Origin of the sequence: Halomonas sp. ND22Bw (assembly GCF_003011945.1) — a bacterium.
In the GTDB taxonomy this organism is placed as follows: Bacteria; Pseudomonadota; Gammaproteobacteria; order Pseudomonadales; family Halomonadaceae; genus Halomonas; species Halomonas halophila.
The window spans coordinates 72,933-85,194 of record NZ_PXWD01000010.1 but is presented as its reverse complement, the minus strand read 5'-3'; the positions used below and the strand labels follow the sequence as shown (position 1 = coordinate 85,194).

The following is a 12,262-nucleotide window of genomic DNA, read 5'->3' as shown; positions in this document are numbered from 1 at the left end:
GTGCCGCGCGTTGACGCAGGGCATTCCGCCTCCGTCGATACCCGCTATGGTGGGAAGAGGTGACGACAGGAGTCCTTCCCATGACACGATCTTTCCCGGGACGCCGAAGCCGGCCTTGCCTCTGGCTGGCCATGGCGATGCTGCTGTGGCTGGCGGGCTGCAGCCCCCTGCCGCCCCTCGAGGGGCGAAGCGAGACGCAGCAGCTGCCGGTGGCGCAGGCCCGAGACACCTCGCTGGGCGAGATGGTGTCGCCGCTGGTGGCGCAGCATGACGATACCAACGGCTTCCACGCCCTGCGCAACGCCCGGGATGCCTTCGCCGCCCGCCTGTTGCTGGCGCGCTCGGCGGAGCAGACCCTCGACGTGCAGTACTACATCTGGCATGACGACATCACCGGCTCGCTGCTGCATCGGGCCCTGCTCGATGCGGCCGATCGCGGCGTACGGGTGCGCATGCTGCTGGATGACACCAACACCGCCGGGCTGGACGACACGCTGGCCGCGCTCGACGCGCATGCCAACATCGAGGTCCGGCTGTTCAACCCCTTCGTGATTCGTTCGCCGCGTTTCGTGGGCTATATCACCGACTTCTCCCGCGCCAACCGGCGCATGCACAACAAGTCCTTCACCGTGGACAACCAGGCCACCATCATCGGCGGTCGCAACATCGGCGACGAGTACTTCGGCGCGGCGACGGACGTGGCCTTCTCCGACCTGGACGTGCTCGCCATCGGCCCGGTGGTGCAGGACGTCTCGGGGGACTTCGACCGTTACTGGGCCAGCCGCTCCGCCTATCCGGTCAGTCGCCTCATCGACTCGGTGGGGCGCGAGGGCACCGCGCGGCTGGAGGACGAGCTCGATGCGCTGCTGGCGGAGCCCGAGGCCCAGGACTACCTGGCGGCCCTGGAGGAGGAGCCTCTGATCCGGCGCCTGCGGGAGCGGCGGCTCCCGCTGGTCTGGGCCGAGGCGACGATGGTCAGCGACGATCCGGCCAAGGGGCTGGGCGAGGCCGGGGCCGACGAGCTGCTGATCGGGCGCATCCGCGGCCTGCTGGGGCCGCCGGAGGACGAGGTCTACCTGGTCTCGCCCTACTTCGTGCCCGAGGACCGCGGGACCGGGCTGTTCACCGGCCTGGAGGCGAGCGGCGTCGATGTCACCATCCTCACCAACGCCCTGGAGGCCACCGACGTGGGCGCGGTGCATGCCGGCTATGCCAAGCATCGGCGCGAGCTGCTGGAGGCCGGGGTGCGGCTGTTCGAACTCAAGCGCCAGCCCGGGGCCCCGGGGCGCAGCCAGGCGGCGGGGCCCTTCGGCAGCAAGGGCGCGAGCCTGCACGCCAAGACCTTCGCGGTGGACGAGGAGCGGCTGTTCGTCGGCTCCTTCAACTTCGACCCGCGCTCCGCGGACCTGAATACCGAGCTCGGCTTCGTCATCGAGAGCCCCGAGCTCGCACGCGAGATGACGGCGTTCTTCCGCGACGACATCCCCGCCAATGCCTACGAGGTGCGTCTCGACGAGGGCGGCGACCTGGTGTGGCTGGAGCGCACCGACGCGGGCATGATCCGTCACGACAGCGAGCCCAACGTCGGGGCGTTGCGGCGGGCCTGGGTGCGGTTCATCTCGGTGCTGCCGATCGACTGGCTGCTGTGAGGGGCGGCGGCGCGACGGTCGGGTTTCGCTTGCGGCGCAACCTGGCCGCGGGCCTCGGACGGGGCCATTCGAATCTTCCAGGGGGGCCGACCGCATAAGGGCATGCCCGGCAACGCGACTCGGCTGTCGCCTCGGCGACGATCTTCCGCTGGCGACACGGCCGCGGCTGCCATGACGGCGGGCGGTAATGGTATAGTGGCGCGATGGCCGACGCGAGGGGCGTCCTGTTTCAGGATGCCCCTCGCGTCGTGGTTCCCAAGATTGTCGCCGTCTGGTGAGTCGTGGTCGCTGCGATCCCGACGCCCAGCCCCTAGGAGTCATCGTGAAGCTGCTGATCCTGGACGCCGGACACTGTCTGAGCCTCGCCATGGCACGCGAGGCCAATCGCCGCACCGACGTGGAGCTGGTCATCGAGCCCGGCCTGTCGCTGTCGGCGGAGCGGCTCGACGCGCTGCGCCCCGATGCGCTGCTGATCCCGCCGCTGTCGCGGCCGATCACCGATGCGCCGGCCGCCGTGACCGCCCACGCCGAAGCGGTGGAGGCCTGCCTGACGGCCTGTCGCGAGCGCGAGGTGCCGATGGTCTGGTGCGTGTCCGACCAGCTCTATGAGGACGGGCTCGAGGAGCCCATCGACGAGCATGTCGTGCCCGCCCCCCGCGACGAAGGGCTGCGGCGCCTGGTCGCCACCGGCGAGCGCATCCGCGCTGAGCTGCCGCGTCACCTGATCGTGCGCCTGGGGCCGCTGTTCGCCCTGGAAGGCACCCACGCCTGGCTGGGCGAGCTGCTCGACACCCTGGTCGGCGGCAACGAGCTGCGCGCCGAGGACGATGTCATCTTCTGCCCGACCTCCGCCGACTCGGTGGCCATGGCGCTGATCGGCATGCTCCAGCAGCAGGGCTGCGGCGCCGATGCCTGGGGCAGCTATCATCTGGCCGGCACCGAGCCGGTCAGCGCCTACACCTTCGTGTCGATGGTGCGTACCCAGCTGGCCACGCGCCTCGAGGGGCGCGGCGAGACCCTCGCCCTGGGGGGCGTCAAGGCGCTCAGCCACCACCACGATCAGCCGCTGCGCCGGGTGCTGAACTGCCGGCGAGTCCTCGATGTCTTCGGTGTCCACCAGAAGCCCTGGCGGCTCGAGGTGGGGCGCATGCTCGATGTCTGGTGCCTGGCGCGTGGCGACGATGCCCGACCCGTCGAGGAGACCCGCGAGACATGAGCGTGATCCGCAGCATCATCTTCTATATCGGTTACCTGATGGCCATGCTGGTCTGCGGCGTGCTGTTCCTGCCGCCGGCGCCGCTGCTGCCGCTGCGCTCGCGCTATCGCCTGCTCAACCTCTACAACCACTTCATCATCGCCTGGTTCCGGATCGCCTGCGGGGTTCGCTACGAGATCCGCGGCCGCGAGCGGCTGCCCGACGGCCCCTGCGTGCTGCTGTCCAATCATCAGTGCGAATGGGAGACCGTCTACCTGCAGCTGCTCAAGCCGCCGGTGTGCACGGTGCTCAAGAAGGAGCTGCTCAACATCCCGATCTTCGGCTGGGGGCTCCGGCTGCTGCATCCCATCGCCCTGGACCGCTCCAAGCCGGCCCGGGCCATGAAGCAGGTGCTGACCCAGGGCAAGACCCGGCTCGAGGAAGGGCTCTCGGTGCTGATCTTCCCCGAGGGCACCCGGGTCGACCCCGGCCAGCGCCGCCGCTACAACAAGAGCGGGGCGGTGATCGCCTGCCGCGCCGGCAAGCCGGTGGTGCCGGTGGCGCACAATGCCGGGGAGCGCTGGCCGGGGCGTCACTGGGTCAAGCACCCGGGGCGACTGACGCTGGTGGTGGGTGAGCCGATCGAGACCGTCGGTCGCAGCCCGGAAGAGGTGCTCGCCGAGACCGAGGCCTGGATCGAGGCGCAGCTGGCGGAGATCTCCGAGGTGCCTCGGCCCCGCGACGACAGCGCCGAGGCCGGCGCCCGGGAGACGGCGGCGAGCTGAGCCCGTTCGTTGCCGGCGCGATCGCCCGGCGAGGCGGCGAGTCGACAGGCATGAGGCAAAAAAGAGAGGCGCCCCGCGGGGCGCCTCTCTTCATTTCCGTCGTGCCTTCGTCGCGGGCAGGGACGGCCCCGTCAGCCGCGATACTTCTCCAGCACCAGGCAGGCGTTGGTGCCGCCGAAGCCGAAGCTGTTGGACAGCACGCGCTCGACCTTGGCCTCGCGGCGCTCGGTGACGATGTCGAAGCCGTCGGCCTGCTCGTCGAGGTCCTCGACGTTGGCGGAGGCGGCGATGAAGTCGTTCTCCATCATCAGCAGCGAGTAGATCGCTTCCTGCACGCCGGTGGCGCCCAGCGAGTGGCCGGTCAGCGACTTGGTCGAGCTCATCGCCGGCGTGGAATCGCCGAACACCTCGCGCACCGCCTTCAGCTCGGCGACGTCGCCGACCGGCGTGGAGGTGCCGTGAGTGTTGATGTAGTCGATGTCGCCGTCGACGGTGGCCATGGCCTGGCGCATGCAGCGCACCGCGCCCTCGCCGGACGGGGCGACCATGTCGTGGCCGTCGGAGGTGGCGCCGTAACCGACCAGTTCGGCGTAGATCTTGGCGCCGCGGGCCTTGGCGTGTTCCAGCTCCTCGAGCACCAGCATGCCGCCGCCGCCGGCGATGACGAAGCCATCGCGGGCCTGGTCATAGGGGCGGGAGGCCTTGTCCGGCGTCTCGTTGTAGTGGGTCGAGAGCGCGCCCATGGCGTCGAACAGGCAGGACAGCGTCCAGTGTTCCTCCTCGCCGCCGCCGGCGAAGACCACGTCCTGCTTGCCCAGCTGGATCTGCTCCATGGCGCTGCCGATGCAGTGCGCCGAGGTGGCGCAGGCGGAGGAGATGGAGTAGTTCACGCCCTTGATCTTGAACGGCGTCGCCAGGCAGGCCGACACGGTGCTGCCCATGGTGCGGGTGACCCGATACGGGCCCACGCGGCGCAGGCCCTTCTGGCGCATGACGTCGGCGGCCTCGACCTGGTTGGCGCTGGAGGCGCCGCCGGAGCCGGCGATCAGGCCGGTGCGCTCGTTGGAGACCTGCTCCGGAGAGAGGCCGGAATCCTCGACCGCCTGGGCCATGCTCACATAGGCATAGGCCGCGGCGTCGCCCATGAAGCGGCGCAGCTTGCGGTCGACCAGGGCGTCGAGGTCGATATCGACGACGCCGGCGACATGGCTGCGGAAGCCGAGCTCGGCGTATTCATCCTTGAAGCGAATGCCTGAGCGCCCGGTGCGCAGGGCGTCGAGAACCTGTGTTGCGTCGTTGCCCAGGCAGGACACGATGCCCAGGCCGGTGACTACCACTCGTCGCATGGGAGCCTCCTGATCAGAAATTCGCGGTGGAGGTGAACAGGCCGACCCGCAGGTCATTGGCCTGATAGATGTCGCGGCCGTCGACGGACACGGTGCCGTCGGCGATGCCCAGAATCAGGCGCCGGGTGATGATGCGCTTGATGTTGATGCGGTAGGTCACCTTCTCGGCATCCGGCAGGATCTGGCCGCTGAACTTGACCTCGCCGCAGCCCAGGGCGCGCCCGCGGCCCGGGTGACCCAGCCAGCCCAGATAGAAGCCCACCAGCTGCCACATGGCATCGAGGCCCAGGCAGCCCGGCATCACCGGATCGCCGGGGAAGTGGCAGTCGAAGAACCACAGGTCCGGGTGGATATCCAGCTCGGCGATCAGTTCGCCCTTGCCGTGTTCGCCACCCTCTTCATGGATGTGCGCGATGCGGTCGAGCATCAGCATGTTGGGTGCCGGCAGTTGGGCGTTGCCGGGGCCGAACAGCTCGCCACGGCTGCATGCCAGCAGTGCTTCGCGATCAAAGGAATGTTGCTTGGTCACTGAATCGTTCCGAGTGTCGAGATGGTGGTATGCCGTATCGAAACGGCATGGGCCGCCCTGGCGGCCCCGCCTAGTCTACTGTTCGTGTCCCGCGAATGCACGCCGGCCAGGGGGCCGGGGGGATTTCGTCGTCGTCCAGGGTACAGTTATGTTCGCGTCGGCCGATAGGGGAAGGTTAGCGCTCTCCCGAAAGGGCAGAGTCTCATTCATGTCGACGAGTCGAGGCCGAAGCCATGTGGCCCGTACTTTCCCTCAATCGCCCGCTGCTGTGGGTCGCCCTGGCCGCGGTGTCGGCCGGCGTCTGGCTGCCCGATGCGGGGCTCCGCGTCGCCGCCGTGCTGATCGCCGCCACCGGGCTGTGGGATGCCTGGCGCCAGGTGCGGCTGGAACGCCTGCGTTCGCGGCTGGGCCAGGAAGCGCTGACCATGACCGAGGAAGGCGTGATCGTCACCGATGCCGACTATCGCATCCTGGTGGTCAATCCCGCCTTCACCCAGATCACCGGCTACGACCCGGCAGAGGTCAAGGGGCTGAACGTCGCCTCCCTGGCGGCGCCGCGGCACGATGCGGCCTTCTTCGAGCGCTACTGGCAGACGCTGCACAGCACCGGCCGCTGGGAAGGCGAGATCTGGAACCGCCGCAAGCAGGGCGACGAATATCCCGAGTGGCTCAAGGTCCGCGCCGTCAGCGACGATCGGGGGCGGGTACGCCACTACGTGTGCCTGTTCTCGGACATCTCGCTGCGCAAGGCCCGCGAGCGCGACCTGCGCCGCATCGGCTTCGAGGACCCCCTGACCGGACTGCCCAACCGGCGCCGCCTGCATGACCTGCTGACCTCGCGGCTGCGTCACCTCCAGGCCGGCGAGAGCCTGGACATGGCGATGATCGACATCGATGGCTTCAAGGAAGTCAACGATGGCCTGGGCGTCGAGATCGGCGACCGCCTGCTGGCCCGGGTCGGCGAGCGGCTGGCGCGACAGGTGGCCGGCGGCGTGGTGGGCCGGCTCGGCGGCGACGAGTTCATGGTCATCCGCACCACCACCTTCGACGACCACGAGCAGTGGGTGGCTGGCCTGCAGTCGCACCTGGGCGAGCCCTTCGAGCTGGATGGCAACACCCTGCGCCTGGGGCTGACGCTGGGCAGCTGCCGTGCGCCGGAGGACGGTCGCGACGCGAGCGTGCTCTTCCAGCGCCTGGAGTCCGCGCTCTATGCCGCCAAGCGCCACGGCCGCAATCATTGCCTGCGCTTCCGCCCCTCGCTGGACGTGCAGGAGGGGCCGAAGCTGGCGCTGGTCAACGAGCTGCGCAATGCCCTGGCCACCGGCGGCCAGCTGGAGCTGCACTATCAGCCCCAGTATCGGCTGATCGACGACGGCCTGGCCGGGCTCGAGGCGCTGCTGCGCTGGCGCCATCCCCGCGACGGCATGATCTCGCCGGGCGAGTTCATTCCCCTGGCCGAGCGCCATGGCCTGATGGCACTGCTGGGCAACTGGGTGATCGACCACGCCCTGGCACAGATCGCCCACTGGCGTCGCCAGGGGATGCCCGAGGTGCCGGTGTGGATCAACATCTCGGCCATGCAGCTGTTCCAGGGCGACCTGGAGTCCGCGCTGGCCGCCGGCCTGTCGCGTCACAAGGTACCGGCGCGGCTGCTGGGGCTGGAGCTCACCGAATCGGTACTGCTCGACGAGCGCGCCGGCGACGTGGCACCGCGGCTGGAGGCCCTGCGCGACCGCGGCCACCCGGTGGCCATCGACGACTTCGGCACCGGCTACTCGTCGCTCGGCTACCTCAAGCATCTGCCGCTGGACAAGCTCAAGCTCGACCGGGCCTTCATACGGGCCCTGCCGGACGACCGCGCCGATGCCGCCATCGTCGGTGCGGTGCTGGCCATGGCCCGGGGGCTTTCGCTGGAAGTCGTGGCCGAAGGCGTGGAGACCCGCGCCCAGCGGGACTTCCTGCGCTCGGTGGGCTGCGAGCTGGTACAGGGCTTCCTCTACGATCGGCCGCTGACCGTTCAGGCCCTGGACGCCCGCTGGCGCACGCAGGCCTCAGCCGGCACGAGCGAGGCCGCCGGGCCGGCCGAGTCGATGGCATAGCCACAGGCACAGCATGGCCCAGCACAGCGCCTCGGTGGCCAGCAGCCAGGGAGCGAGGGTGACACCGGCGAGTTCGGCGCCGGCATAGTAGGACAGCGGCCCGCTGGTGGCGCCGCCGGCCGCCGCCAGCCAGGGATGCCGCCACAGCCAGGCCAGGGAGTGGTGCAGCAGGGTGGCGAACAGCGGCCACAGCAGCCATAGCCATAGCGGTAACGGTCCTGTCCAGGCCGGTAGCGGGCCGATCAGGAAGGTCGCCGGCGGGAAGCGAAAGCCGCCGGCCATCGCCAGGCCGCCGTCGATGACGAGCCCCAGCCCCGCGAAGCCCGCCAGCCAGCGCCATTCCCCCGGCCGCGCCTGCCAGCGCAGGTGCGCCGCGATCACCCCGCCCGCCACGATGCCCCCCACGAGGCTGCCGCCCAGCACGCAGGCCAGCCAGCCCAGCTGGAAGCCGGCTAGGTTGGCCAGCGCCCGCCAAAGCCCGGGTGTCATGCCGCCCCCGTCAGCGGCGCCGGCCGCGCGCCCGGCTTGGCCAGCAGCAGCTGGCTGGTGCCGATGGTGCGCTCCAGGAAGCCGCCCTCGCAGTAGCACAGGTAGTAGCGCCACATGCGGATGAAGCGCTCGTCGTAGCCCAGCCGGCGCACGGTCTCCAGGTTGGCCTCGAAGCGATGGCGCCACTCGCGCAGGGTGCGCGCATAGTGCTGGCCGATCTCCTCCAGGCCCACCAGGTTCAGCGAGGTGTGACGGGTCAGGCCGTCGAGAATGACGCTCTGGGAGGGCAGGAAGCCGCCGGGGAAGATGTAGCGCTTGATGAAGTCCATCTCGCGCTTGGCGGCCTCGTAGCGCTGATCGCGAATGGTGATGGCCTGCAGCATGGCCATGCCGTCGTCGGTCAGCAGCCGGTCCAGGGTGGTCAGGTAGGTCTCCAGGTACTGGTGGCCGACCGCCTCGATCATTTCCACCGAGATCAGCCGGTCGAAGCGGCCCTCCAGCTCGCGGTAGTCGCGCTTGAGCAGGGTGACGCGGTCCTCCAGCCCTTCCTCGGCCAGCCGCCGGGCGGTGTGGGCATACTGCTCGTCGGAGATGGTGGTGGTGGTGACCCGGCAGCCGCGGGTGCGGGCGGCGTGGATGGCCAGCCCGCCCCAGCCGGTGCCGATTTCCAGCAGGTGGTGATGCGGGCGCACGTCGAGGCGCTCGAGCATCAGGTCGAGCTTGTGGGTCGAGGCCTCCTCGAGGCTGGCGCCCGTGCGGGGAAAGACGGCGCTGGAGTACATCCAGTGGCGGCGGTCGAGGAAGGTCGCGAACAGGTCGTTGCCGATGTCGTAGTGGGCGGCGATGTTGCGCCGCGAGCCGCTCAGGCTGTTGCGCTGCAGCCGGTAGAAGGCGCCGAGCAGCCAGCGACCGGCGCCGGCCAGGCCGCCTTCCATCTCGCCGTTGACCCGTTCCAGGTTGGCGGCGAACAGCCGCACCAGCACCACCGGGTCGTCGGCGTCCCAGTCGCCGTCCATGTAGGCCTCGCCGGCGCCCACGGTGCCGCCCAGCGCCATGCGTCGCCAGGCCCGCGAGTCGCGCACCACCAGGGTCACCGAGAGCGGGCCGCCGCGGCCCAGGCGGTGGCGCTGATGGCCCTCGATCAGGGTGATCTCGCCGCCTTCCAGCCGATCCAGCTGGGGCAGCAGGCGAGCCTTGAGCCAGCGCGTCAGGCGATCGCCCTGGGCCGGCAGTGGACGGGCGTTGGCGGTGCGTGTATTCACGGCGAACTCTCCTGATGGCGGGGATGGTCGTGGACGGGGACGCGCTTGAGCCACAGGCGCAGGGCCTCGAAGTGGATGCCGGCGACGGTCTTCAGCGCCATCGCCGGGTGACGGGCCAGGGTGGCCAGCAGCACGCGACGGGTCGCCGGGCGGGCTTCCAGGCTCAGGCTGGCGTCGAAGTGGCGCTCGTCGCCGCGCCAGGTCTCCATGTTCAGGTTCAGGCGTTCGCCGGGGCTGTCGAAGCGCCAGCGGTAGCGCATGTCCATGGGGTTGAACGGCGAGACGTGCATGGCCTTGTCGAACTCGGCGCGATGGCCGTGGCGCCGCGGCTCGACCCGGCAGGCATAGGTGGTGCGCTCGCCCCAGGGCGTGTTGCTGACCTCGCCGAGCAGGGCCCGCAGCTCGCCGCGGGCGTCGTAGGCGTAGTACAGCGACACCGGATTGAAGCCCACGCCGAGGGTGCGCAGCTGGGTGAGCAGGCAGATGCGGCCGTCCGGGGCGTCGCCCAGCCGCCGCGTCAGCTCGGCGCGCACGGCGTCCTTGAGCGGCCGGTCGTGGGGCGCCAGGTAGTCCTCGCGGCGGAAGCGCGCCAGGGCCGGGCGCCGGGCGCTGAAGCCGGGCACGCCGTCGAACAGCTCAGGCAGCTCGTCGAGGTCGAGCCATGCCATCCAAAGCCGGTAGCGGAAGGCGTGGGCACGGGGCGTGAAGCGACGATGACGCAGCCAGCCGCGATAGATGCGCGAGCGCGGGGTGGAGATCATGCCGGCACCTCCGTGGCCGCCCGGGCACCGGCCGGCGCGTCGGGGTCGCAGCCCAGCGCCCGGGCCACCCGTAGCGCGCTCCACACGCCGTCCTCGTGGAAGCCGTTGCGCCAGTAGGCGCCGCAGAAGTGGGTGCGCCGGCCCGGCCCCGAGATCTCGGCGTGGCGGGCCTGGGCGTTCATGCCGGCGAGGCTGAACTGCGGATGGGCGTAGGTATAGCGCCCGAGCACCTTGGCCGGGTCGATGCTGTCGCCGTCGTTGAGGGTCACGCAGAAGGTGTGCGGCGCCTCGAGGCGCTGCAGGATGTTCATGTCGTAGGTCACCGAGACCCGGGCATCGTCGCCGCGGCCGTCGAGCCGGTAGTTCCAGCTCGCCCAGGCGCGCTTGCGGCGCGGCAGCAGTCGGGTGTCGGTATGCAGCACCACCTCGTTGTCGTGGTAGGGCAGGGCGCCGAGGATCTCGCGCTCGGCGGGGCTGGCGTCGTCGAGCATGGCCAGCGCCTGGTCGGCGTGGCAGGCCAGCACCACCTGGTCGAAGTGTTCCTCGCCGGCGTCGCTGCGCACCCGTACCCCGTCGGCCTCTCGACGCACGCCGCGCACCGGCGTGGCTAGCCGGAGGCGTTCGGCGTAGGGCGCGGTCAACGCCGGTATATAGGCCCGCGAGCCGCCGACCAGGGTGTACCACTGGGGACGCTCGTTGACCGACAGCAGGCCGTGGTGATGGAAGAAGCGCACGAAGAAGCGGGCCGGGAAGGCGCGTAGCTGGCCGATGCTGGCCGACCAGATCGCCGCGCCCATGGGCAGCAGGTAGTGGCGCTGGAACCCCTCGCCGTAGCCGCCGGCGTCCAGGTAGTCGCCCAGGGTCAGGTCCGCCGGTAGGCGGTCATCGACCATCGCTTGGGTGGCCTCGCGGTTGAAGCGCAGGATGTCGCGCAGCAGGCCGTGGAAGCTCGGCCGCAGCAGGTTCGACCATTGCGCGAACAGCCGCGGCAGGCTGTGGCCGTTGTACTCGAAATCGCGGGCGGTCTCGTGCACCGAGAAGCTCATCTCGGTGGCCTGGCTCTCCACCCCGAGGGTCGCCAGCAGGCGCCGGAAGTGGGGATAGGTCCAGTCGTTGAAGACGATGAAGCCGGTGTCGATGGCGTAGTGACGGCCCTCGAGCTCGACGTCCATGGTGGCGGTGTGGCCCCCGAGGCGGGTGTCGGCCTCGAACAGGGTGACCTCGTGGTGCCGGGACAGGTACCAGCCGGCGGCCATGCCGGCGATGCCGCTGCCGATTACCGCGATGCGCTGGCGGCCCTGGGGAGAAGCGGGAGTGGCGAGCGACGTCATGACGAAGCCTCCGTGTCGGCGCCGCGGGCCAGGCGCCGCCCGAGGCGGAAGCGCAGCCCCGGCGGCAGGATGCCCAGCAGCTTTAGCGGCAGGGTGAAGCGGCGTGGGAAGTGGATGTCGAGGCGGTGGGCCTCCAGGCCCTCGAGGATCGCCTCGGCGGCCTGGTCGACGCTGACCCGCATTGGCATCGGGAAGTCGTTGCGATCGGTCAGCGGCGTCTTCACGAAGCCGGGATGAATCAGGCTGACGTCGATCTCTTCGCCAGCCAGGTCGAGGCGCAGCGATTCCAGGAAGTGGCTGAGGGCGGCCTTGGAGGCGCCGTAGGCCTCGGCGCGCGGCAGCGGCAGATAGGCCGAGGCGCTGGAGGTGGCGGCCAGCAGCGGCCGGCCGCCCTGGGCCCTGGCCTGACGCAGCAGCGGCAGCGCGGCCTCCACGCCGTGCAGGGCGCCGAAGAAGTTGGTGGCGAAGACCCGCTCGATCAGCGCGGCGTCGAAGGTGCCGGCCTCGAGATATTCGCAGGTGCCGGCGTTGAGGATCGCCAGGTCGAGGCGGCCGAAGCGGGCGGCGATGCGATCGCCGGCGGCCAGCACGGCGTCGCGGTCGCTGACGTCCAGCGGCAGCAGCAGGGCGTTGTCGCGGTCGCCGGCCAGCTCCTGCAGGGCGTCAGGGCGGCGGGCGCTGAGCGCGACCCGATGCCCCTGGTCGAGCAGGCGCACGGCCAGGGCGCGGCCGATGCCGGACGTGGCGCCGGTCAGCCAGATGCAGCGGGTCGTATGGGATGCCGTCATGTCGTCTCCTCGCGTATGGCGACGCCTG

Annotated in this window: 11 protein-coding genes; 4 read left to right on the top strand and 7 right to left on the bottom strand. The window is 70.3% G+C overall.

Going from position 1 to position 12,262, the window contains the following annotated elements; translation table 11 throughout:
* Window positions 1-80: 80 nt before the first annotated feature.
* The 3 genes from CVH10_RS13185 (at window position 81) to CVH10_RS13175 (ending at window position 3,629) form a co-directional block, all read left to right on the top strand.
* On the top strand, window positions 81-1,649 hold the full coding sequence (locus CVH10_RS13185; protein WP_200880082.1) for a phospholipase D family protein: 1,569 nt from the start codon (window positions 81-83) through the stop codon (window positions 1,647-1,649).
* Between the two features lie 322 nt (window positions 1,650-1,971).
* A complete protein-coding gene (locus CVH10_RS13180; protein WP_035596401.1) occupies window positions 1,972-2,865 on the top strand; it encodes a sugar nucleotide-binding protein in 894 nt (297 codons plus the stop codon).
* Window positions 2,862-3,629 carry a 1-acyl-sn-glycerol-3-phosphate acyltransferase gene (locus CVH10_RS13175; RefSeq protein WP_035596403.1) on the top strand — a complete coding sequence of 256 codons (768 nt, stop codon included), beginning with the start codon at window positions 2,862-2,864 and terminating at the stop codon, window positions 3,627-3,629. The genes CVH10_RS13180 and CVH10_RS13175 overlap by 4 nt, the downstream gene beginning before the upstream one ends.
* A gap of 131 nt (window positions 3,630-3,760) precedes the next feature.
* Here the strand turns inward: CVH10_RS13175 and fabB are convergent, their stop codons facing one another.
* Both fabB and fabA read right to left on the bottom strand, forming a co-directional pair.
* A complete protein-coding gene (gene fabB / locus CVH10_RS13170) occupies window positions 3,761-4,975 on the bottom strand; it encodes a beta-ketoacyl-ACP synthase I (protein WP_035596404.1) in 1,215 nt (404 codons plus the stop codon).
* Window positions 4,976-4,988: 13 nt separating this feature from the next.
* Entirely contained in the window at window positions 4,989-5,504 is a 516-nt protein-coding gene (fabA, locus tag CVH10_RS13165; protein WP_035596409.1) for a 3-hydroxyacyl-[acyl-carrier-protein] dehydratase FabA, read from the bottom strand.
* A 233-nt stretch (window positions 5,505-5,737) separates the two neighbouring features.
* On the opposite strand from fabA, the gene CVH10_RS13160 reads away from it, so the two are divergent.
* Window positions 5,738-7,603 carry a bifunctional diguanylate cyclase/phosphodiesterase gene (locus CVH10_RS13160; RefSeq protein WP_035596420.1) on the top strand — a complete coding sequence of 622 codons (1,866 nt, stop codon included), beginning with the start codon at window positions 5,738-5,740 and terminating at the stop codon, window positions 7,601-7,603.
* On the opposite strand, the gene CVH10_RS13155 is transcribed toward CVH10_RS13160, so the two are convergent.
* The 5 genes from CVH10_RS13155 to CVH10_RS13135 are packed head-to-tail and all read right to left on the bottom strand — an operon-like array spanning window position 7,556 to window position 12,234.
* The gene (locus CVH10_RS13155) at window positions 7,556-8,092 is read right to left on the bottom strand and encodes a DUF2878 family protein (protein ID WP_106488928.1); all 537 of its coding nucleotides are present in this window, start codon (window positions 8,090-8,092) and stop codon (window positions 7,556-7,558) included. The two genes, CVH10_RS13160 and CVH10_RS13155, sit on opposite strands and share 48 nt — an antisense overlap.
* Window positions 8,089-9,354, bottom strand: a complete 1,266-nt coding sequence (locus CVH10_RS13150) for a cyclopropane-fatty-acyl-phospholipid synthase family protein (RefSeq protein ID WP_106488927.1) — start codon at window positions 9,352-9,354, stop codon at window positions 8,089-8,091. The genes CVH10_RS13155 and CVH10_RS13150 overlap by 4 nt, the downstream gene beginning before the upstream one ends.
* Window positions 9,351-10,115: a DUF1365 domain-containing protein gene (locus CVH10_RS13145; RefSeq protein WP_106488926.1), complete on the bottom strand. Its 765-nt coding sequence runs from the start codon at window positions 10,113-10,115 to the stop codon at window positions 9,351-9,353. The genes CVH10_RS13150 and CVH10_RS13145 overlap by 4 nt, the downstream gene beginning before the upstream one ends.
* Window positions 10,112-11,446 carry an NAD(P)/FAD-dependent oxidoreductase gene (locus tag CVH10_RS13140; protein ID WP_035596436.1) on the bottom strand — a complete coding sequence of 445 codons (1,335 nt, stop codon included), beginning with the start codon at window positions 11,444-11,446 and terminating at the stop codon, window positions 10,112-10,114. Before CVH10_RS13140 ends, CVH10_RS13145 begins: the two co-directional genes overlap by 4 nt.
* Entirely contained in the window at window positions 11,443-12,234 is a 792-nt protein-coding gene (locus CVH10_RS13135) for an SDR family oxidoreductase (RefSeq protein WP_106488925.1), read from the bottom strand. The genes CVH10_RS13140 and CVH10_RS13135 overlap by 4 nt, the downstream gene beginning before the upstream one ends.
* Between the last annotated feature and the right edge of the window lie 28 nt (window positions 12,235-12,262).

What these genes read in the sequence shown, in the direction of transcription:
- CVH10_RS13185 (WP_200880082.1), top strand. Translation starts at nt 81, where the DNA reads ATGACACGATCTTTCCCGGGACGCCGAAGCCGGCCTTGCCTCTGGCTG.
- CVH10_RS13175 (WP_035596403.1), top strand. Translation starts at nt 2,862, where the DNA reads ATGAGCGTGATCCGCAGCATCATCTTCTATATCGGTTACCTGATGGCC.
- fabB (WP_035596404.1), bottom strand. Translation starts at nt 4,975, where the DNA reads ATGCGACGAGTGGTAGTCACCGGCCTGGGCATCGTGTCCTGCCTGGGC.
- CVH10_RS13160 (WP_035596420.1), top strand. Translation starts at nt 5,738, where the DNA reads ATGTGGCCCGTACTTTCCCTCAATCGCCCGCTGCTGTGGGTCGCCCTG.
- CVH10_RS13155 (WP_106488928.1), bottom strand. Translation starts at nt 8,092, where the DNA reads ATGACACCCGGGCTTTGGCGGGCGCTGGCCAACCTAGCCGGCTTCCAG.
- CVH10_RS13145 (WP_106488926.1), bottom strand. Translation starts at nt 10,115, where the DNA reads ATGATCTCCACCCCGCGCTCGCGCATCTATCGCGGCTGGCTGCGTCAT.
- CVH10_RS13140 (WP_035596436.1), bottom strand. Translation starts at nt 11,446, where the DNA reads ATGACGTCGCTCGCCACTCCCGCTTCTCCCCAGGGCCGCCAGCGCATC.
- CVH10_RS13135 (WP_106488925.1), bottom strand. Translation starts at nt 12,234, where the DNA reads ATGACGGCATCCCATACGACCCGCTGCATCTGGCTGACCGGCGCCACG.